This is a genomic window from Castellaniella sp., from assembly GCF_049651205.1.
Classification (GTDB): Bacteria; Pseudomonadota; Gammaproteobacteria; order Burkholderiales; family Burkholderiaceae_B; genus Castellaniella.
This window is the reverse complement of the sequence record NZ_JBASBR010000019.1, coordinates 15246-34548: the sequence shown is the minus strand read 5'-3', so window position 1 is coordinate 34548 and position 19303 is coordinate 15246. Positions and strand designations below refer to the sequence as shown.

General features: G+C 57.3%; 22 protein-coding genes. 11 read left to right on the top strand and 11 right to left on the bottom strand.

The features are described 5' to 3' along the window. The first annotated feature begins 168 nt into the window (after positions 1-168). Both WA928_RS12565 and WA928_RS12560 read left to right on the top strand, forming a co-directional pair. A complete protein-coding gene (locus WA928_RS12565; RefSeq protein WP_424304119.1) occupies positions 169-408 on the top strand; it encodes a hypothetical protein in 240 nt (79 codons plus the stop codon). After that, positions 405-1130, top strand: a complete 726-nt coding sequence (locus tag WA928_RS12560) for a cellulose synthase operon protein YhjQ/BcsQ (RefSeq protein ID WP_424304116.1) — start codon at positions 405-407, stop codon at positions 1128-1130. Before WA928_RS12565 ends, WA928_RS12560 begins: the two co-directional genes overlap by 4 nt. Before the next feature lie 24 nt (positions 1131-1154). On the opposite strand, the gene WA928_RS12555 is transcribed toward WA928_RS12560, so the two are convergent. The 11 genes from WA928_RS12555 to WA928_RS12505 form a co-directional block, all read right to left on the bottom strand. Then, entirely contained in the window at positions 1155-2078 is a 924-nt protein-coding gene (locus WA928_RS12555) for a response regulator transcription factor (RefSeq protein ID WP_424304113.1), read from the bottom strand. A gap of 115 nt (positions 2079-2193) precedes the next feature. Beyond that, on the bottom strand, positions 2194-2658 hold the full coding sequence (pgaD, locus tag WA928_RS12550) for a poly-beta-1,6-N-acetyl-D-glucosamine biosynthesis protein PgaD (RefSeq protein ID WP_424304110.1): 465 nt from the start codon (positions 2656-2658) through the stop codon (positions 2194-2196). Then, positions 2655-3989: a poly-beta-1,6-N-acetyl-D-glucosamine synthase gene (pgaC, locus tag WA928_RS12545; protein ID WP_424304107.1), complete on the bottom strand. Its 1335-nt coding sequence runs from the start codon at positions 3987-3989 to the stop codon at positions 2655-2657. Before pgaC ends, pgaD begins: the two co-directional genes overlap by 4 nt. Positions 3990-4001: 12 nt before the next feature. Next, complete coding sequence (gene pgaB / locus WA928_RS12540; RefSeq protein WP_424304104.1) at positions 4002-6023, bottom strand: poly-beta-1,6-N-acetyl-D-glucosamine N-deacetylase PgaB; 2022 nt, start codon at positions 6021-6023, stop codon at positions 4002-4004. A gap of 14 nt (positions 6024-6037) precedes the next feature. Then, a complete protein-coding gene (pgaA, locus tag WA928_RS12535; RefSeq protein WP_424304101.1) occupies positions 6038-8299 on the bottom strand; it encodes a poly-beta-1,6 N-acetyl-D-glucosamine export porin PgaA in 2262 nt (753 codons plus the stop codon). A gap of 26 nt (positions 8300-8325) precedes the next feature. Further along, positions 8326-8643 (bottom strand): curli-like amyloid fiber formation chaperone CsgH, encoded by a 318-nt coding sequence (csgH, locus tag WA928_RS12530; RefSeq protein ID WP_417275860.1) that lies wholly within the window; start codon positions 8641-8643, stop codon positions 8326-8328. Positions 8644-8736: 93 nt separating this feature from the next. Beyond that, on the bottom strand, positions 8737-9225 hold the full coding sequence (locus WA928_RS12525; RefSeq protein ID WP_417275861.1) for a hypothetical protein: 489 nt from the start codon (positions 9223-9225) through the stop codon (positions 8737-8739). 120 nt (positions 9226-9345) lie between these two features. After that, a complete protein-coding gene (locus WA928_RS12520) occupies positions 9346-9897 on the bottom strand; it encodes a hypothetical protein (protein ID WP_417275862.1) in 552 nt (183 codons plus the stop codon). A gap of 36 nt (positions 9898-9933) precedes the next feature. Further along, complete coding sequence (locus WA928_RS12515; protein WP_417275863.1) at positions 9934-10884, bottom strand: CsgG/HfaB family protein; 951 nt, start codon at positions 10882-10884, stop codon at positions 9934-9936. 27 nt (positions 10885-10911) lie between these two features. Next, a complete protein-coding gene (locus tag WA928_RS12510; RefSeq protein ID WP_424304096.1) occupies positions 10912-11277 on the bottom strand; it encodes a curli assembly protein CsgF in 366 nt (121 codons plus the stop codon). Next, positions 11278-11673 (bottom strand): curli production assembly/transport protein CsgE, encoded by a 396-nt coding sequence (locus tag WA928_RS12505; protein WP_417275865.1) that lies wholly within the window; start codon positions 11671-11673, stop codon positions 11278-11280. Between the two features lie 362 nt (positions 11674-12035). On the opposite strand from WA928_RS12505, the gene WA928_RS12500 reads away from it, so the two are divergent. From WA928_RS12500 to WA928_RS12460, 9 genes are all read left to right on the top strand, one after another. After that, entirely contained in the window at positions 12036-12497 is a 462-nt protein-coding gene (locus WA928_RS12500) for an ATP synthase subunit I (RefSeq protein WP_417275866.1), read from the top strand. Between the two features lie 26 nt (positions 12498-12523). Further along, complete coding sequence (gene atpB, locus WA928_RS12495; RefSeq protein ID WP_424304092.1) at positions 12524-13402, top strand: F0F1 ATP synthase subunit A; 879 nt, start codon at positions 12524-12526, stop codon at positions 13400-13402. A 52-nt stretch (positions 13403-13454) separates the two neighbouring features. Next, entirely contained in the window at positions 13455-13697 is a 243-nt protein-coding gene (gene atpE / locus WA928_RS12490) for a F0F1 ATP synthase subunit C (protein WP_043684944.1), read from the top strand. A gap of 120 nt (positions 13698-13817) precedes the next feature. Next, positions 13818-14288 carry a F0F1 ATP synthase subunit B gene (locus tag WA928_RS12485; RefSeq protein ID WP_424304089.1) on the top strand — a complete coding sequence of 157 codons (471 nt, stop codon included), beginning with the start codon at positions 13818-13820 and terminating at the stop codon, positions 14286-14288. A gap of 12 nt (positions 14289-14300) precedes the next feature. Continuing rightward, positions 14301-14840: a F0F1 ATP synthase subunit delta gene (locus tag WA928_RS12480; RefSeq protein WP_350380163.1), complete on the top strand. Its 540-nt coding sequence runs from the start codon at positions 14301-14303 to the stop codon at positions 14838-14840. Positions 14841-14876: 36 nt separating this feature from the next. After that, positions 14877-16418 carry a F0F1 ATP synthase subunit alpha gene (gene atpA, locus WA928_RS12475; RefSeq protein ID WP_417275868.1) on the top strand — a complete coding sequence of 514 codons (1542 nt, stop codon included), beginning with the start codon at positions 14877-14879 and terminating at the stop codon, positions 16416-16418. Positions 16419-16474: 56 nt separating this feature from the next. Further along, a complete protein-coding gene (gene atpG, locus WA928_RS12470) occupies positions 16475-17374 on the top strand; it encodes a F0F1 ATP synthase subunit gamma (RefSeq protein ID WP_417275869.1) in 900 nt (299 codons plus the stop codon). A gap of 44 nt (positions 17375-17418) precedes the next feature. Further along, positions 17419-18840 (top strand): F0F1 ATP synthase subunit beta, encoded by a 1422-nt coding sequence (gene atpD, locus WA928_RS12465; protein ID WP_350380158.1) that lies wholly within the window; start codon positions 17419-17421, stop codon positions 18838-18840. 9 nt (positions 18841-18849) lie between these two features. Then, on the top strand, positions 18850-19275 hold the full coding sequence (locus WA928_RS12460) for a F0F1 ATP synthase subunit epsilon (protein ID WP_350380156.1): 426 nt from the start codon (positions 18850-18852) through the stop codon (positions 19273-19275). Positions 19276-19303 lie beyond the last annotated feature (28 nt).

Here is a 19303-nt window from a genome sequence, read left to right as displayed (position 1 = left end):
ATGCGGCTGGCATCGTCCCATAAGCACTGCCAGTGGCCTTCTGTGGGTCTAGTCCAAACGGCTGATCAGCCTTCTGTCCCTCGTCGTTCCTGCCTGAAACCTCTATCGTGTTTAGACACAGAATGTTGTGAATATTGTTGGCTGAAGCCACGAGCACAGGTGAGAAAAATGGCCAGGAACCCACTGTCGTACGGCTGTGGTCAGCCGCCGGGCGCTCAGGCGAGGCGCCAGTCTTTTCAGTTGCTTACCACCATGTTTGCGGATGGCAGCCTGCATGATGATAGGCGCCGTATGGCGCTTGAGTCTGCTTGCCGACGTTGGCCGCTGATGGCTGAAGTCGATGAGCTCCTGGCTGATGAGTCACCCACCAAACAAGCAGATGGCATGCCTGCGGGAGTCGTGTCATGAACCTGATGACACTGACCGGAGTGCGCGGTGGCGGCGGCACAACCACCATGACAGGTATCCTGGGTGATGCCCTATCCATGCTGGGACAACGGGTATTGCTGGTGGATCTGAATGCATCCGATTTATTGCGGCTGCATTTTGGCATACCACTGGTCGACAGCCACGGATGGGTCGCGTCTTCATTTCCATCTGATTGGCGTGAGCAGGCGTTTGACCTCAATGAAAACCTGGTGCTGGTGCCTTTTGGCCGCAAATCAATCGAAAGCTTTGGGGCAACCCATTTATTGCGTGGCGATGATTTCTGGCTGCAAGTGTTGCCTGATCTGGATGCCGAATTTGACTGGGTATTGTTTGATTGTCCTCCCTATCCCAATCGTTTGGCGCCTGCCTTGCGGTTTCGCAGCACACACGATGTGCTGGTGGCGCATCCCGATATTGCGGCACACGTGCTGTTGGCGCAAATCGGCATGAACGCCGGCACCTTGCTGCTTATCAATGATTTTGAACCGTCCCATCAATTGGAGTGTGATGTTGTGCTGGATTGGCATCGCCGATATGGTTCGCGTGTATTGCCGCAGTCGGTATATCGGGATGAGACCTTGCCGGAGTCGCTGGCATGCAAGAAACCGATTACCCGATACTTGCCTGATGCCGTGGCCAGCCAAGCTGCTGGAGCCCTGGCCAGATGGTTTTTGTCTGCAGTCTGCACGCATGAGGCCTGAAATGCACCTGCAGGCCGCGCAATGTCAGTTTGTTGAGACGTCGATATTGGACGAGGCTTTGCCTGAAGCGGTCGGAGACATGCGAGGGTCGTGCCAGCCCAGCGTGGCCCCCCTTGAAATAGCCGCGTAGACAGCTGCATTGCGGCTATTAACCGATAGCCGCTGGTACAGGGCCTCGGTGTGTGTTTTTGCGGTAGCCACTGAAATATTAAGTTGTTTGCTGATGGTTTTAAGTGGGTAGCCCTTGGCCAGCAACGCCAGCACCTGGTATTGGCGTGGCGTGAGGCGCAACAGATTGGCCTCGCGATCCATGGTTTCGGCGGTAATTGCTGGGTCGTCTGTTTGCGGCACAGCGGCGGATACTTGGGTGAGCTCTGGCTCTGGGAGGCGCGCTGCGGACACCATGGTTGGTGGAGTAGATGAGCGAAGCAGGTTGTCGGGTTGAGGCTCGGGGGGCTGGCTGCTTTGTGTCGTGGTGTCGTGGTCGTACCAGCGGCGTCTGCGCGGTGCAGCCGGCGATGAGGCATTGGTGTCAGTGTCGATCTCAGCCAGTGCACAGGCATGCGGGTGCGGAAAACATTTGCCGCCCGCCAGCACCAGCATCACCGAAGATTTTAGTACGTCTTGAGATGAATACTTGGAAATATATCCTGCCAGTACCGGTGGAAAATTAAGTAGCGAGTAAGGCAAGGTTTGCGCATCCGAAAGCAGCAAGATGCGGCGTGGCGCGTAGCCCTGCTGGGCGGCAGCCATCAGTTCTTTCATGCGGTCAAAGACATCGGGTACTGACAGCAGCATGAGATCGGTGCCGCCGGGTTTTGAAGCGCCCCGAAACAGCTGTGTGTAGTCGATCCCGGTAGCCGTCAAGGGGCAATCAAGCAGCTGGAGCAGCTTGAGTATGCCTAAGCGCAATAAGGTATTTGGCTCTACTACGGTGACGGTGGCCATCGTAATATGTCCCCCCCAACTAAACGTGCAAGTGCTCTGCTATTGTCCATTTGATCGTAATAATTAGCAATGTTTGATATAAAAAACATTTTTTATGCCTGGGCACATGACCTGTTCATCTATTCATTGACACTACTTTACGCGCCTGTGCTTTGCCTAGCGAGTCGAAATCCAGCAGCTGGATCCGCCCGTCGTCAGTGTGCTGAATACGGATGGTCTGGCTACTGTGCAGGGTTTGCACCTGTGCAAGGTTGATACCAAAGCTGGCGGCCAGGGACTCATACGGAAGAACGACCGGGGCTTTGCGCCGATCCAGCCGGCGAAAGCGGTTGGCGTTGTAGTCGGCCCAAAGAAACAGCAAGATGCCTAGGCTGCCGCCAACGATGGCGTAGATCACCAGCGAGTGCATTTGTGGAAGCAGCCGCGACACCAGGGGTACTTCCAGGCCAGTCGTGTCTCCCTGGAGGATGGATATGATGCCATCGCCAAAGAGATACAGAAATCCTAGCCAGGCCAGTGCAGTGAGAACCATATCGATCGCGGCAAATACACACGAGCGTGGGGTTTTGATGATGTTCATGGTGTGGGCGCCTTAATGCCGCGGTCGGGGCTTTCCCAGCGCGCCCGAATGCGGTGATGTTTGAGCATGACTTTTGGGAAACTGCAAAGCGTCGTAAGCAGATTGATCATCCAGTAGGCCAGCGGATACCAGATTACCCAGTACAGAGAATGGCTCAGGCCAGGCTCGTATCGGCGATCAATAAACACGCTAAGCCCAAACTGCATCAGGCAGGCCATGGCCAGCACCATACCGGTAAATGCTGGTGGCATCAGCGTTTCGACGTGGATATGTGGTGGTAGGTCGACAAAGAAGCCCAGTGCCCAAAGCACGATTGACAGGATCAGCGCAAACGCCCAGATGGAGGAGATGGAGAACTCAAGCACCATGGGCCACAGGCGGCGATGGCGCCACGACCAGATATTGGAAATGTTCTTGAGGAAAACTTCGGCGCCGCCTTGTGCCCAGCGTAGCCGCTGCTTCCATAATCCGCGCACTGTTTCGGGCATCAGAATCCAGCACAACGCCCGGGGCTCAAAAAAGATGGACCAATGATCCCGTTGCAGCTTCCAGCTGATATCGATGTCTTCGGTCACCATATCCAGGCTCCAGTAGCCCACGCGATCCAGTGCGGTACGACGAAATGCGGCCACGACACCCGATACCGTAAATACCTGCCCATACACACGTTGTGTGCGTTTGATGAGCCCGACGATGGATGAGAATTCACCCACCTGAATACGGCCAATCAGCGTGGATCGAGTGCGGATGCGTGGGTTGCCGGTGACGGCCCCCACACGAGGGTGTTGCAGTAGCGGCGCCACCAGGTAGGTGACAGCATCCCGGTTGAGGATTGCGTCGCCGTCGATGCACACCAGGTAATCGCTGCGTGCGGCCAATGCGCCCATGCGCAGCGCCATCGCCTTGCCCTGATTTTGTGCGAGGTGGATCACTCGGAGGCGGTCGTGGGTGGTGGCCAGCCGATCCAGCATCGCCCCAGTTTCATCACTTGAACCATCGTTGATGGCGATGACCTCGATGTTGAGGTAGTGCTGGTCAAGCGCGGCCAAAATGGTTTCCGTGCCATGTGCGGCCTCGTTGTAGCAAGGGATCAGAATCGATATCAGTGGGTTGCCTTTGAGCTCGGGGGGCCGCACATCCGGGCCCCACGCCCAGTGCCTTTCCCAGTGCAGCCAAAAATACACGCCGCCAAGCATCCACAGGCAGGACATGAACAAGGGGTAAAAGAATACGAAGTCCAGGATCAGGTCGGTTGTCCAGATAGCTGCGGCGCCAAAGGGAGCCCCTAGAACAAGACACAGGATCAGGAAAGCAAACAGTCGGTCAGTCATGTCGTGGATTCCTTAGTGGTAGGGGTACCAGGCGTTTGAGAGCGCCGGCCGGATGGCTTCCATCGCGGGCTGGTTTTGGCCAAAGTCGTAGGGATAGAAGCCAAAGCTTGGGACACCCTGGAGTCGTAAGCCGCGCATCCAACGCGTCAGCGTGTTGTCGTTGACAGGTGGTTGGCTAGGCTGGCTCCAGTCGCGGGCCTGCAGTTCCACAATCGTGCGCGAGAGTGCGCCCGGGTGCTGTTTGATGGTGGCTACCAGATGCTCAAGCCACTTGTCCGCCTGTGCGGCCGGCACCTGCTCCATCAGTGGCATGGCCATGGGAACGGTCCAGTCGTAGGTCTGCAGGAAGTCGTCGAAGTTTTGCGCAAACCAGGTTTCGCTCTCGGGGTTGAGAATGGGCTCTGCAAAGATATTGCGTGCAGTGATTACCTGGGGCCCGCGTATGGCCCTGACTTGCCGGGTGAGGTTGTTGGTTAGTTGGATAAGGCTCTGACTCTTGAATCGTGTCCAGCGCTGCAACGTGTCGGCATCTTTGCGCAGGGCAGGGATGGTGTCGGGCAGGCCTGCTTGCCGATAGGCCGCCAGTGCGGGTGGGCTGGCATCCTCAAAGTCGGACAGGATCGCGTCATCATGGAAAAGAATCCCGCTGATGGGAGCGTTGGCGGCCATGTCTGCGTACAAACCGGCAATCGCTGCTCTTGCCTGAGGATCAAAGGGAGACAGGCGCTGATATTGCTGTGGGTCGGGTGCCGGCACATTGTCTGGGTGGGCGGGATCCCAGCGGCTTACCCGGTGGATGTTTGGTGCAAGATCGAAACTCAGCACAGGCATCCAGGCATAGACCTTGACGTTGGCTCGTGTCTGTAGCTGCCATACAGCGCGGTTGAACAGGTCTGCGCGCATGGGCAGCCAGTGATTGGGAAAATACACGGATCGGGCCAGTCCGTCGCCGTTTGGATCAGCGTAGGCTTGCAAAAAAACAGTATTGATCTTCATGTCTGCAATCCGCTGCACCAGGACACCCAGGTTTTTGTCCATCTGTGCAGGATCGGGGTCGTAGACATAATCGAGATCGACCTGAGCCATCCGGATGATGGGTGCTGGCTCTACGCCCAAAATGGTGCGGGCGAATTCAACCATATCGGGAGAGTCGGTGATCAAGACCCGTGGCATGGACATCAGTTGCTGCAGATTGCCCAGGCCGTCATCCAGTGTCAGAGCCATCTGATACCCATGTTTGCGGATGATGTCGAGGGCAATGCCGTTGGCAGCGCCATAAGGCCATACCCATACCCGGGGTGCCTTGCCGGTGATCTCGCGTAATTTTCGGGTAATGGCTTGCACGTCCGCGTCAATGCGCCGCCGGTAGGCTGCTTCGGTTTCGTAGGTGTGCGTAGCCGGATCGTACTGGCGGGTGGCTGCGGCGGGTTCGCGATTACCCTGGGGGTTTGCCAGGATGCCGTAGTGCAGGTTGTTGGTGTGCGAGCCAATCTCAACCAGCCCGGAGCGAGCCACTTCGCGAACCTGTGCCCATGTGCCAAAGCGGCTTCTAGGTATTGCCTGGTTGCCAAACATGACTGTCTCATCAGGCGGGGTATCCAGCCATTTACCTACTGGCGCCCACACAGCAGGCCAGCTCATGGCTTTCAGTATCGGGAAAACACGCGTGTAAAAACTGCGGAATCCGTCGTCAAACGTCAGCAGCACAGATTTTGGCGGCAAGGCTGCACCGCCGTTGCGTGCTGCCAGAATCTGATCTACGGAAACAGCCTGGTAGCCATTGTCATGCAGCCATTGCATCTGGGCGACAAACAGGTCTGTGCGTACGGACACAAAGGTCTGGTCGGGGTCGCTGTCTTCGATGTCGTGGTAGGCCAGCGTCAGCACGTGGTTATGCGGCCATGGAAGATTGGTTGCCTCCATTGGGCGGTCGGCAGGGGGCAAGAATGCAGGGATGTCGCGTGCGCAGCCCGCCAATATCACCAGGCAGCAGGACAGGAACAGAAACCGTGCGAAAGTATGAATTGAAGACATGGCGTGTTCCCTGGTCAAAACCGGTACGTCATATTGACGAGGAAGTTGTAGTCGCGCTCCCGTTGGCCGTCATAGGGGCGGGAGGTGCCGGTTACCATGAAGCCGACGTCCAGCACGTCGTTATAGCGATAGCGTTGCCCATAGCCCACCGTGATGATCGCCCCGGTGCCATGGTGCTGTTGTGCGTACGTACCTGCTCCCAGCAAAAACTGCTGCTCCCAGGTTTTCTCGTAGCGCTGATATAGGGTGTGGGTAAGTTGCAAGGCCGGTACAACCGTGAGGTCTGACTTCGGATTGAAGTAATTTGCGTTGTCGTCGTGCGAGTTATGCGACGCAGAGATCTCGAACAAGGCGTCCAGCTTGATGGTGGGAGTTGTGTACAGGCGCTGGCGGCCATTCAGTCGGGCTTCCAGCCGGTTATTCCCATCCGAGAAAAACGAGGGCGTTACTGATAACGTCCATTCACGGCGCTCGTCGCCACGCCAGCGCAAGGAAGCCTGCAGGCTGTTCGAGGTAATGTCGTTTTTCAGGGCCCTCAGAGGGGTTTCGCGAGAGCGCCAGGCAGCACCGGCCCCTACTTGCCAGTGGTCATTGAGATCCACAAAAATAGTGGCAGCTGCACCAGTTTTTGTGCCGTGCCCATAACGATTGCCTGATACTTCTGCCTGAGCGGTGATATCCCGACTACGCCACTCGGCGCCCGCGCGCGTCCAGCTGTAATGGCCTGTGCCTTCGTCAAAATCGGCTTCGGAATAGCCGGTGCCTGCAAACACCCGCCAGTTTTTATTGATGGGGGGTGAATACAAAACCGTATCCAGGTTCCATTCGTGGCTACCCAGTACCGGGCTGTCGCTGGTGACGCCGCGGCTGGCTGTGATCCGCCATTCGGCCATGTTGTGTACTTTCCAGACACGGTCGACCCGTTGCACAGCGATGTCTTCGGGCGCGCGTGCCATCAGGTCGTCGTGCAGCAGCTCAGCCTGGCCCCATTCTTGCAAGTCCATGGCGGCCGAGGCCTGATTGAGCTCAACCTCGATCGACCTGGGCGTCTGGTTTTCAGCAATCTTCAAGTCTTTTTCGGCGGCGCGCGGAAGATCCCGTGCGATGTATACCTGCGATCTTGCTGTGCGTAGGCTGGCATTTTCTGGCGCAGCGGCCACCATTTCATCTAGCTGGGCCTGGGCCTTCCGTGTCTGGTTTTCATAGAGCATCCCCAGCGCCTGAGTCTGGGCGACATCCAGCTTGAGTGGATTAGGCCGTTGCCTGGGGTCTCCCTTGTTTACGATCCACGTTGGCAGCTTGTCATCCTGGCTGTGCAGCGTTTCGTTGGCGGTGGCATAGCGCCCGGATTCGGTCAGGGCGTAAAACAGGCCGGTGGTATCGGTCAGCACGTCTGCGGATGGGCGGGCTTCCGCGGAGGCAGCCAGTGATTTTTCAAAGAGTGGTGCCGCTTTCTCGGGTTGATGCAATGCCAGATACGCCGCAGCGACGTCGCCCAGTGCATAGTTGGGTATAGGGATGCCGGCAGCCTGCATGGACTCGTAGCTGCTGACAACCTCCGTCCAACGCTGACGTTCTTGCAGGGCCTGGAGGCGGTCTGCCTTGGCGCGGTTCAGTTGTGGCTGGGCAGAGGGCCCAAGGGCTTCCCATTGCGGGATCAGGGTGTCGTACATTGCCAATGCCTGATCGGCCACCAAAAATCGGTCTTCCTCGCCACGGGACTCAGCCGCCGCCGCGCGGGTAAGCTGCGCGGCGACATCTGTTTGCAGCGCACGTATTTCAGCCGGCTTAAGAACCCCCGGGTGGGTGTTGGCCAGATTCAGGGCCGCCTGAGACAACCGGGCGCGTTGCAAGGCCTGGATATACGAACGCACCACGTATGCTTTGCCTGGCGATAGACGGTATGCCTGAGAGGCGGATTCCAGTGCGTCGTAGGGCCGGTGTGCTTGGTAATACGCGTAGTCAAGTACCAGATGGCTGTCTGCGCTATCGGGATGTCTGGACACCAGTTGGCGCCCCAGGCGGATTGCTTCATCTGTGTGGCCGGCATCGGCCAAGGTCATGATGTAACCAAGCGTGAATGCAGATTGCTGTGGAAATTGCTGTTCGCCTTCTTTGAATAGCGCCAAGGCCTGATCCCATTGCTGCGCATCCCGATGGGTGCGCGCCTCTTGTATCAGGATGTCGTACTTTTGTATCGAGGTACACATGGCAATGTCGGGCAGTGCCAATACCGTACAAAATGTAAATACGATGGGCAAAAAGCGGGTAGACAAGGTGAGCCTCGCGATCAATAAATGTGTTACTGGGCTTGGGGACAGTCAAACTGATAATGGCTGGCTGCCTGGCCGCCGGCATACAGAATCAGTTCGATCATGCACTCGTCCTGGTCTCCGACGGAGAGCGAGAACCGTGTCAGTGCGGTGGGGGTGTTGGCCTGCAATCGCACATCGCCACTTTGTTGGATCGTGGATATGCCGCTGGCGCCTTGTTTGGTCGCGGTTAGCTGGTAATGCAGCGTGCTGTTTTCAGGGCCCTGTACATACGGGACGATCATCGCTGGCTGTGTGCCGCCAACTGTATCAAGCCACACTTGCAGATTGATATCCGGGGTCATCATGATCGCCTTCCGTGTGTTGCCGAGTGGCAAACCCGGTGGGTCGCCTTTGTCAGGCATCCCACCGGGGAACATAAGCGCTTGCGCGCGTGTTGCTTACCAGCCGCCTGTTTGCGTGATGGTACTGGTATTGGCAACACCAACCTGCACCGCGGTTGCGCTGAGATTGGAACCAGTTTGTGTCACGTTGACGGTATTGCCAAAGCCACGCTGGTAGACGTCTGACGTTTGGTTGCCGCCCCAGCTTTGTGTGGTGTTGGCGTTGTTGCCCCAACCAAGTTGCACAATCTTTGAGTCGGAACCCCAGGAATGCTTTTGTTTGGCATTAGCGTAGTTATTGATACCGTCCTGATAAATATCGATCTTGGCTGTGCCATGCCAGTTGCCGTCTTGGGTGGCCTCAGCCACGTTCTTCACGAACTTCTGGGTGATCTGGGCCGATGCATTACCGTTAAACGCCTGGGTAATGGTGGCATCGTTATCGAAGCCCTCTTGATACGTGTTGCCCGTGCTGCCGGCAACGGCTGCTGCGCCAGAGAAGGCCAGGGCAAGACCGGATGCCAATACGCAGAGTTGAGTTTTCATGATGATGCTCCTCTATAGACAACAAGACCTGTGTGAGAGATACGCCACCCAGCGGTCTTGGTACCGGGTTTTGTAGAAAAAACTGAATGTTCCTGACTGATCGAATAACCATGCGCATGCTTAGCGAATGACGTTCAACTTCAGCCCAGTGCCAATCTGGATGATTGGAGGCAGCGAGCCTGGGATGGTTTGCGTGACCGCCAGTTGATTGAAGTTGCCAAACTGGCCTAGGGTGGCATGGGCACTGCTGGTGTATTGCTCCAGCTTTGCGCGGTTGCCAGTGCCTTGCTGGGTGATGTCGCCCGAGTTGTTGCTGCCACCTTGCATGATCCATGCGTCATTGCCGGTGCCGTATTGCGCCAACACAGCGGTATTGTTCGCACCGTTTTGTGAAATATGGGCCTGGTTATTGACGCCCTCTTGTGTGACGGCGGCCGCTGCGGAAGCACCCCTTTGAGTAATATGGCTATTGTTCAGGGCGCCTTTCTGATACGTGTCTGCATGCAGGGGTGACGCGTTTAATTCGGCGGGGGGTAATTCGGACAGCGAGGACATATCCGGGTTGCTGCAATAGCCAACCAGCGGAGTCGTTACCAGCAGCAGTCCCGCAAACAGAGCGGTGGCGCTGTGTTTCAGGTGATCCCATTGGATCGGGGGGTACCGTGTGTTCATGGTTTACTCCAAGTCAGTACGAGAGCAGTTGCCTACTTATGAGGGCTGGGTGTCGCTGCTGTCAGTTGTGGCCCCGTTTTCCGGCTGTGCAGGTTGACGAGGGGTCACTGTCGTCACTGTGGCGTCACGGTCTGCATTCAGATATCGCTGAAGCACCGGGTCGTTCCAGTCGGTGGGGCGTTTCAGGGACCAAAGCTTGTCTTTGATACCCTGAACCGTCAGGTGCATCACGGCCGCGTCAATAGCTTCTTTGACGGCCAGCTGGGTGGGCTCGTTGTGTGTATAGCCGCCTTCGATTTCCAGCAGGTCGTAGTAATTGACGAAGCGGAAATAGCTGGGATGGATTTCGTACGACCAGATGGTCTTTGTGGTGGAAACGCTGTTGAGCACCTCGCCGGTCATGACATCCACTGCGCGCAGATTGATGGTGACTTGATCCACGCTATATTGCGTGGACAGGCCGATACCCAGGAACTTGGCACCCAGGCCTCCGGTGCGTGTGTTGGAGTCGTAGGCGACGATGCCGCCTTCAAGGATGATGGACGCGGGTAACAGACTGGGTACGGATACGGCGTTTCCGTTTTTGGGATTCTCATCCACGGCGCGCAGTACCCGGCGCTCTGTCAGCAAGGACTGCAGGCCTTCGCGCTCTACTGGCGTATACCAGCCGGAGTCTCTCAGGGCCTTCATCAGCATCGATGCTGCGCCCTGTGTGACAGCCGTAGAGAACGCGCTGTCGGGTGAAGGTTTGTATTGGCCGGTTTCGTCCCGAAACCCGTATACAGCAGCCACAATCTTATGGGCGGGTGGGGGCAGGAGCGTGAGGTTGACCGCAGAAGGTGTTTTTGGCGTCAGCTGGGCCTCGTCAGACACGTTCATCGGCTTTTGCAGTGCGCAGGCCGATAGGGTCAGAGAGGCAAGAGCCCCGATACACAGGCGGCGCCACTGAATGCGTGTAACACCAGCCGGCATTGTTAAGGTATCCATGTCATATCCCCGTTTCTGGACTCAGGCCTAGTTGATCTGCAGGTCGGTGGTGCCCGAACCATCCAGATTGACGGGGTGCGCCTTGCCGTTAAGATCCACCCAATACAAGCTGTTGCCCCGCTGGATTAGAAACCCGTTATTTGTTTGCAAGATTTGCCCGATGCTGTCGATGCCCAAGTCGTCCATGGGGTAGGGGTACCGTTTTTGGGCCTGTGCGCTTTGAAGCAGCATTGGCCCATTCAGGGCGTTGCCCCCAAACGATGGGTTTACCGGGGTGTACAGCAGTTGGCCGGCGGCAGCTGTCTGGGCTAAAAATGCGGTGGACACAATCGCAGCCAAAGAGATTTGCCGCGTGGCCTGGTGGCCCAAAGCTTTGCGTATGCGGGTATTCATTTACATCTCCTTGGGCGCCAGGTCGGCATCCTGGACAAATTGGCGCTGTGCTTGAATGATTGCGATGTTTTCGTGTACTGCGGCTACGGCAGTCTTGCTTTCCTGGCGTGCCCGCGATCTGGCTGGCGACAAGAACGTGTGGTAAACGGTTTGGCTGTCATAGGACACCCAGATTTCGCTGCCGTATTGCGCAGTAGGGCGCTCAATGACAGTGAGGGTGTCCTGAGAGTTGGGATACAACGCTTGCCAAATTTCCGAGAAACTTTTGTAAAAATCCCAGCCCATCACAGTGATGGTTCGGTTGATCAGCAGGCCACGCAGGGGCTCGTTGTCGATCTGCCCCCGATCCATTGGTGCGGTGGCTGCTGGCTCCTGTGCCCACGCCAGGGTGCTCATCAGTGCCAGTGCGCAACACGTTGTAACTTGTAACTTGGTAGCACACACGACGTATCCCCTCTAACTGCTGTCCGCCTCTCAACTGCTGCAACGAACTGATATGGGGGACATCGTACGGAGCAATCGCCTGGCTACCCATAGGGTAGACACGTTAGGCCGTTTGCCTGAGGGCCTCGGCCTTTATCGGATAAATGGACTAGTACCCTGGTTGTTGCAAAGTCTTCCACGCATTTGCAAAGAATCTGAGTTAAAATGGTGCGCCTTTTGAGGTGGGGCACAAAACCTTCACTCAAAAACAGCTATAATTCACGGGTTTGACTAACGCACCAGGCGGCTGCTTGCCTGGTCAAGAACGGATACACATGGGTGATCAGGCCACATCCGGCTCGCATGAAGGGTCAGGTGAGGTGCCACAGGCACTAAAGCTGACCGACACGGACCGCGCCCTGATCCTCCACCGTTCAAGAGTTGGCCTATATTGGGCGCTGGCAGCGCAGGCATTCACGGGGATGCTGGTGGTGCTTGGTGCCTGGGGAATGGCAGGAAAAGACGCAGGGGCTTCCGCTCTGATAGGGGCGGCAGCCTATTTTGTACCCAATGCGCTGTTTGCTTTACGGCTGCTGCTTGGATATTTGGGCCCAAAGCACCCAGGATCCCTCGCCTTTTTTTGGGGTGAGTTCCTCAAGCTGTTCATGACAGCTGGGGTGGTGGTTCTGGTGGCATGGCAGTGGGGGGGCTGGCTTGATTGGCTGGCATTCCTGCTGGGCCTGCTGGGCGTCATGAAAGGGTATGTGGTGTTGCTGGCCTTGCGCCGCCTGCCATGATTTGATTACGTTTGAAGGGCTTACCGATGACCGACGCAGTAACGACGCCTCAGTCCGAATATATTCAGCACCACTTGGTGCACCTGAATAACCTCGGGCACAAACAGGACATCATCGCCAATTTTGGCGTCGTCAACTACGACTCTCTCTTCTGGTCGATTCTCACCGGCGCCATTGTGGTCTGGTTTCTATGGCGCGCTGCGCGCCGCGCCACCACTGATGTGCCGGGCCGCTTCCAGATGTCCGTAGAAATGCTGGTCAGCATGGTTCAGGAAGAAGCCAAAAACATTGTTCCCAACGAGAAATCCCGCTTGTTTGCTGCCCCATTGGCGCTTACCGTGTTTCTCTGGATCACCCTGATGAATGCACTCGATCTCATTCCTGTCGATCTCATGGGCTGGATCTTCCGCATGACAGGCCTGGGCACAAATCACGCCGATCCCTTGTATTACCACCGTATTTTGCCCACCGCCGACCTCAACGTCCCTATGGGGATGTCTCTGGGCGTGCTGGTGCTTACACTTTATTACGGTCTCAAGATCAAGCATCTTGGCGGTTTTGTCAAAGAACTCTTCACGGCTCCGTTTCACGCACATGGCGTAGGCGCCATTGTGCTGGCACCTTTCAATCTGCTGCTTAATCTCATCGAATACGTCGCCAAAACTGTGTCTCTTGGCATGCGGCTGTTCGGCAATATGTATGCAGGCGAGCTGCTGTTCATGCTGATCGCCTTGCTCGGGGGGGCTTGGGTCAGTACGGATGCAACCAGCATCAGTCTGGCGTTCGGGCACGTACTGGCCGGCTCGGCGTGGGCGATCTTCCATATTCTGATCGTGCTGCTGCAGGCATACATCTTCATGATGCTCACCCTGGTGTATATCGGGCTGGCACACGAAGGCCATTGATTTCTGATTTCTGTTTTCTGACTAAACAACGTTTACTTACCAAGGAGTTGTTATGACCAACGTTGCATTCGTTGCTCTCGCTTGCGGTCTGATCATCGGTCTGGGCGCCATTGGCGCCTGCATCGGCATCGGCATGATGGGTGGCAAATACCTCGAAGCCTCTGCACGCCAGCCCGAGCTGATGAACACCCTGCAAACCAAGATGTTCCTGCTGGTTGGTCTGATCGACGCAGCCTTCCTGATCGGCGTGGGTCTGGCCATGCTGTTCGCGTTTGCCAACCCGTTTGTTGGTTGATGACGCAGGCCTGCCAAGGCAGGCCAGGGGCTGGCACGTCGTTGTACAACGACAGCTGGCCAGGTTTAGTGCCTTGCAGAATCGCTGCAAGGCACGAGTGGGTAAATTAGGGAAACGACCGTGAATTTAAACGCGACTCTCTTTTTCCAGATGATCGTGTTTTTCGTTCTGGGCTGGTTTACGATGAAGTTCATCTGGCCACCCCTGACGAAGGCAATCGATGATCGTCGCCAGAAAATCGCCGACGGTCTGGCTGCCGCCGAGAAAGGCAAAGCCGACCTCGCCCAGGCGCAGGCTCGCATCAGTCTCATGGACGCTGCAACCAAAACGGACAACCATGCCCGTTTGGCCGAAGCCGAAAAACAGGCTGCGCAATTGATCGACGAAGCGCGTCGCGAAGCCGAAGCCGAGAAGGCCCGGATCGTGGCACAAGCCCGTCAGGACGCCTTGCAAGAAGCCCAGCGCGTACGCGAAACACTGCGTGCTGAGGTTGCTGTGCTGGCCGTCAAGGGGGCAGAGCAAATCCTGCGCCGCGAAGTCGACGTCAAAGTGCACGCTGATCTGTTGGATCAGCTGCAGGCACAACTCTGATCAGGGTGAGTCATGGCTGAACTATCTACCATCGCACGCCCTTATGCCGAGGCCTTGTTTCAGGCGGTTCGTGATGATTCTCGCGGGCTCCAGGCATGGTCCGAAGTGCTGTCGCCACTGGCGCAGGTTGCCGGTCAGCCGGATGTCCTCGAAGCCATGGCTGATCCGCGCCTGAACAACGCCCAGCGTATTCAGTTGCTCACCAGCCTGCTGCCTGACGCTCTTCCGGCACAGGCAGCCAACCTGCTTGGCCTGCTGGTCGAAAACGACCGCGTGCAGGTGATGCCGCAGGTGGCCGAGCAATTCGAGCTGCTTCGCAATCAGCTCGAAGGCACTGCACTGGCCCGGATCACCAGCGCATTTCCGCTGGATGACACTCAGCTGGCAGGCCTGCTGAAGGGTTTGGAACAAAAGTTTGGCCTAAAACTCAAGTCGCAGGTGACGGTTGATCCCGAACTGATCGGCGGGGTACGCGTCGCCGTGGGCGACCATGTGCTTGATACTTCCGTGCAGGCCCGTTTGGCCAATCTGCGCGATACGCTGGCCGCATGATGGCGGGCCAACCAACAGGATTCCAGGAGTCTTACCATGCAACTTAACCCGTCCGAGATCAGTGAACTGCTCAAGAGCCGCATCGAAGGCCTGGGCGCATCCACTGATGTCCGCACGCAGGGCACCGTCGTGTCCGTTACCGACGGCATCACCCGCATCCATGGCCTGTCCGATGTGATGCAGGGCGAAATGCTCGAATTCCCCAATAATCGCTTTGGTCTTGCCCTCAACCTCGAGCGCGACTCCGTCGGCGCCGTGGTGCTGGGCGATTACATCGGCTTGTCCGAAGGTGATTCGGTAAAAACCACAGGCAAGATTTTGGCCGTGCCCGTGGGCCCCGAGCTCAAAGGTCGTGTCGTGGACGCCCTGGGCAACCCGATCGACGGCAAGGGCCCGATCAATGCCAAAGAAACCGACGTCATCGAGAAAGTCGCCCCGGGCGTGATTGCACGTCAGTCGGTGTCGCAACCGATGCAAACCGGCCAGAAGGCAATCGACTCCATGGTGCCAATCGGCCGTGGTCAGCGCGAGCTCATCATCGGCGACCGCCAAACCGGTAAAACAGCCGTGGCTGTCGACACGATCATCAACCAAAAAGGCAAGGGCGTCACCTGCGTGTACGTCGCCATTGGTCAAAAAGCGTCCACCATCAACAACGTGGTGCGCAAGCTCGAAGAACACGGCGCGATGGAATACACCATTGTCGTGGCCGCTGCTGCCTCCGAATCTGCCGCCATGCAATACCTGGCCGCCTATTCGGGTTGCACTATGGGCGAATACTTCCGCGATCGTGGCGAAGACGCCCTGATCGTCTACGACGACCTCACCAAGCAAGCCTGGGCCTATCGTCAGGTATCGCTGCTGCTGCGTCGTCCGCCCGGACGCGAAGCCTATCCTGGTGATGTGTTCTATCTGCACTCCCGTTTGCTCGAGCGTGCTGCGCGTGTCAACGCACACTACGTCGAACAATTCACCAAGGGTGAGATCAAGGGTAAAACTGGTTCGCTGACGGCACTGCCCATCATCGAAACCCAGGCAGGCGACGTCTCGGCCTTCGTGCCGACCAACGTGATCTCCATCACCGACGGCCAGATCTTCCTGGAAACCGACCTCTTTAACGCCGGTATCCGGCCCGCCATTAACGCCGGTATCTCGGTGTCGCGGGTGGGTGGTTCGGCTCAAACCAAGGTGGTCAAGAAGCTGTCCGGCGGTATTCGTACCGACCTCGCCCAATACCGCGAGCTCGCTGCTTTTGCCCAGTTCGCCTCCGACCTCGACGACGCGACGCGCCGTCAGCTCGAGCGCGGCAAACGTGTGGTCGAGCTCCTGAAGCAGCCCCAGTACCAGCCCCAACAGGTTTGGGAACTCGCCGTTGCTCTGTACTCGGTCAATAACGGCCACCTCGACGACCTCGAAGTTGGCCAGGTGCTGTCCTTCGAGAAGTCCCTGAAAGACTTCCTGAAATCCAAGCACGAAGCCCTGATCCAGCGCATCGAAGACGTGAAAGAACTCTCCAAGGAAGACGACGCCGCTTTGGGCGCCGCCATTCAAGAGTTCAAGAAGCACGGCACGTTTTAAGTTGCAGCCAGAGAGCCTGATCCCAGGCTTTCTGGTCAGCCCAAGGAAATAGTGGAATGGCCGGAATCAAGGAAATTCGAACCAAGATCAAGAGCGTGCAAAACACGCGCAAGATCACCAAGGCGATGGAGATGGTCGCCGCATCGAAAATGCGCAAGGCGCAGGATCGTATGCGGGCGGGTCGTCCTTACGCCGACAAGGTGCGTGCCATTGCCGCGCACCTGATGCAGGCGAACCCCGATTACACCCATCCGTATATGGTCGAGCGCTCCAAGCTGGGCTCTGTCGGTATTGTGCTGGTCACCACCGACAAAGGTCTGTGCGGCGGGCTCAACACCAATATCTCGCGTCTGGCATTGGCTCGCATCAAAGAATTCGAGCAGCAAGGCGTTCGGGTGCAGGCCACTGCGCTGGGTTCAAAAGGTCTGGGTCTGCTCAATCGGGTGGGTGTCAATGTCGTCTCGTCCGAGGTTCAACTGGGTGATGCACCCAACCTCGAGCGTCTCATTGGCGCTATCAAGGCACAGATTGATGATTTTGTGGATGGCAAGGTGGATGCGGTGTATCTGGCCACCAGCCGCTTCATCAATACCATGAAGCAAGATCCCAGCTTTATCCGTTTGCTGCCTTTGCCCTCCGGCCTAGAAGATCCCTTCCAGGCCGGCGAACAGGCCAACGACTCGCTGGATACCCAATATGGCTGGGATTACCTCTACGAGCCCGACTCCCAGACCGTGATCGACGATCTGCTGATGCGGTATGTCGAGGGTCTCGTGTATCAGGCGGTGGCCGAGAACATGGCCAGCGAGCAATCGGCGCGGATGGTGGCCATGAAAGCGGCCTCGGATAACGCCAAAAAAGTCATCGGCGACCTCCAACTGGTTTACAACAAAACCCGTCAGGCGGCCATCACCAAAGAAATTTCGGAAATCGTGGGCGGCGCAGCGGCGGTCTGATCGACGCACGCCAGGTCAACCCAGAGATATTTATAGGACTAAACATGAGCAACGGTACCATCGTTCAGTGCATCGGCGCAGTGGTGGATATTCAGTTTCCCCGCGACAGCATTCCCAACATCTACGACGCGCTCACCTTGACCGACGAGTCTTCCGCCTTTGCGGAAAAAGGCTTGACGTTCGAAGTCCAGCAACAGCTGGGCGATGGCGTGGTGCGCACCATTGCCATGGGCTCCTCCGACGGCCTGCGCCGCGGCATGTCCGTGGCCGGCAGCGGTGCCCCCATTTCCGTGCCTGTGGGCCAGGGCACCCTGGGCCGCATCATGGATGTGCTGGGTCGTCCCATCGACGAGCGCGGTGAGATCCAATCCACCGAAACCCGTGCCATCCACCAGCACGCACCTAAATTCGACGAGCTTTCCCCGTCGGTCGAGTTGCTCGAGACCGGTATCAAGGTGATCGATCTGGTCTGCCCGTTTGCCAAGGGCGGTAAAGTCGGCCTGTTCGGCGGCGCCGGCGTGGGCAAGACCGTCAACATGCTTGAGCTCATCAACAACATCGCCAAGGCCCACAGTGGCTTGTCCGTGTTTGCTGGTGTGGGCGAGCGTACCCGCGAAGGCAACGACTTCTATCACGAAATGTCCGATGCGGGCGTGATCAAGCTCGACAACCTGGCCGAATCCAAAGTGGCCATGGTGTTTGGGCAGATGAACGAGCCTCCCGGAAACCGTCTGCGCGTGGCGCTGTCGGGCCTGACGATGGCTGAGTCCTTCCGCGACGAGGGCCGTGACGTCCTGTTCTTCGTTGATAACATCTATCGCTACACGCTGGCCGGTACCGAAGTCTCCGCCTTGCTGGGCCGGATGCCGTCTGCCGTGGGCTATCAGCCAACCCTGGCCGAAGAAATGGGCAAGCTGCAAGAGCGCATCACGTCCACCAAGACGGGTTCCATCACGTCCATCCAGGCCGTGTACGTGCCTGCCGATGACTTGACCGATCCCTCGCCTGCCACCACCTTCCTGCACCTCGACTCCACCGTCGTGTTGTCGCGTGATATCGCAGCCCTGGGTATCTACCCGGCCGTCGATCCCCTGGATTCCACCAGCCGCCAGCTGGATCCCCAGATTGTGGGCGAAGAACACTACCAGATCGCCCGTGGTGTTCAGCAAACGCTGCAACGCTACAAAGAACTGCGCGACATCATCGCCATTCTGGGTATGGACGAGCTCTCCCCGGATGATAAGCAAGCTGTGGCCCGCGCCCGGAAAATCCAGCGCTTCCTGTCGCAGCCTTTCCATGTGGCCGAAGTCTTTACCGGTTCGCCTGGCAAGTACGTGCCCTTGTCCGAAACCCTGCGTGGTTTCAAGATGATTGTAGAAGGCGAGTGCGATGCACTGCCCGAACAAGCCTTCTACATGGTGGGCAGCATTGACGAGGCCTTCGAGAAGGCCAAAACTATCCAATAAGGATTGCACATGGCGACTCTTCACATCGAAGTGGTCAGTGCGGAGGCTTCGATTTATTCGGGTGAAGCAAGCTTTATTGCTTTGCCCGGAGAATCCGGCGACCTCGGCATCCTGCCGGGGCATACTCCCCTGATTTCACGCATCCGCCCGGGTACGCTGAAGATCAAGCTTGACGACGGCACCGAAGAAAACATCTTCGTGGCCGGCGGCATCCTTGAGGTTCAACCGCATTCGGTCACGGTGCTGTCTGATACGGCCATTCGTGCGGCCGATCTTGATGAAGCCAAGGCAGTCAAGGCGCGTGAGCGTGCCGAAGAAGCCTTGCGCAACACCAAAGACAAGGCTGATCTGGCAGTGGTAGAAGCCGAGCTGGCCATGTTGGCAGCCCAGGCTGCCGCAGCCCGCAAATTCAGCCATAAGCGCACATCGCACTAAGCGACCTGTGCTTGGTACGGTAAAAAGG

Coding starts and splice junctions, on each gene's coding strand:
- WA928_RS12565 (WP_424304119.1), top strand. CDS start 169: ATGGCCAGGAACCCACTGTCGTACGGCTGTGGTCAGCCGCCGGGCGCT.
- WA928_RS12560 (WP_424304116.1), top strand. CDS start 405: ATGAACCTGATGACACTGACCGGAGTGCGCGGTGGCGGCGGCACAACC.
- WA928_RS12555 (WP_424304113.1), bottom strand. CDS start 2,078: ATGGCCACCGTCACCGTAGTAGAGCCAAATACCTTATTGCGCTTAGGC.
- pgaD (WP_424304110.1), bottom strand. CDS start 2,658: ATGAACATCATCAAAACCCCACGCTCGTGTGTATTTGCCGCGATCGAT.
- pgaC (WP_424304107.1), bottom strand. CDS start 3,989: ATGACTGACCGACTGTTTGCTTTCCTGATCCTGTGTCTTGTTCTAGGG.
- pgaB (WP_424304104.1), bottom strand. CDS start 6,023: ATGTCTTCAATTCATACTTTCGCACGGTTTCTGTTCCTGTCCTGCTGC.
- csgH (WP_417275860.1), bottom strand. CDS start 8,643: ATGATGACCCCGGATATCAATCTGCAAGTGTGGCTTGATACAGTTGGC.
- WA928_RS12525 (WP_417275861.1), bottom strand. CDS start 9,225: ATGAAAACTCAACTCTGCGTATTGGCATCCGGTCTTGCCCTGGCCTTC.
- WA928_RS12520 (WP_417275862.1), bottom strand. CDS start 9,897: ATGAACACACGGTACCCCCCGATCCAATGGGATCACCTGAAACACAGC.
- WA928_RS12515 (WP_417275863.1), bottom strand. CDS start 10,884: ATGGATACCTTAACAATGCCGGCTGGTGTTACACGCATTCAGTGGCGC.
- WA928_RS12510 (WP_424304096.1), bottom strand. CDS start 11,277: ATGAATACCCGCATACGCAAAGCTTTGGGCCACCAGGCCACGCGGCAA.
- WA928_RS12505 (WP_417275865.1), bottom strand. CDS start 11,673: ATGAGCACCCTGGCGTGGGCACAGGAGCCAGCAGCCACCGCACCAATG.
- WA928_RS12500 (WP_417275866.1), top strand. CDS start 12,036: ATGGGTGATCAGGCCACATCCGGCTCGCATGAAGGGTCAGGTGAGGTG.
- atpB (WP_424304092.1), top strand. CDS start 12,524: ATGACCGACGCAGTAACGACGCCTCAGTCCGAATATATTCAGCACCAC.
- atpE (WP_043684944.1), top strand. CDS start 13,455: ATGACCAACGTTGCATTCGTTGCTCTCGCTTGCGGTCTGATCATCGGT.
- WA928_RS12480 (WP_350380163.1), top strand. CDS start 14,301: ATGGCTGAACTATCTACCATCGCACGCCCTTATGCCGAGGCCTTGTTT.
- atpA (WP_417275868.1), top strand. CDS start 14,877: ATGCAACTTAACCCGTCCGAGATCAGTGAACTGCTCAAGAGCCGCATC.
- atpG (WP_417275869.1), top strand. CDS start 16,475: ATGGCCGGAATCAAGGAAATTCGAACCAAGATCAAGAGCGTGCAAAAC.
- atpD (WP_350380158.1), top strand. CDS start 17,419: ATGAGCAACGGTACCATCGTTCAGTGCATCGGCGCAGTGGTGGATATT.
- WA928_RS12460 (WP_350380156.1), top strand. CDS start 18,850: ATGGCGACTCTTCACATCGAAGTGGTCAGTGCGGAGGCTTCGATTTAT.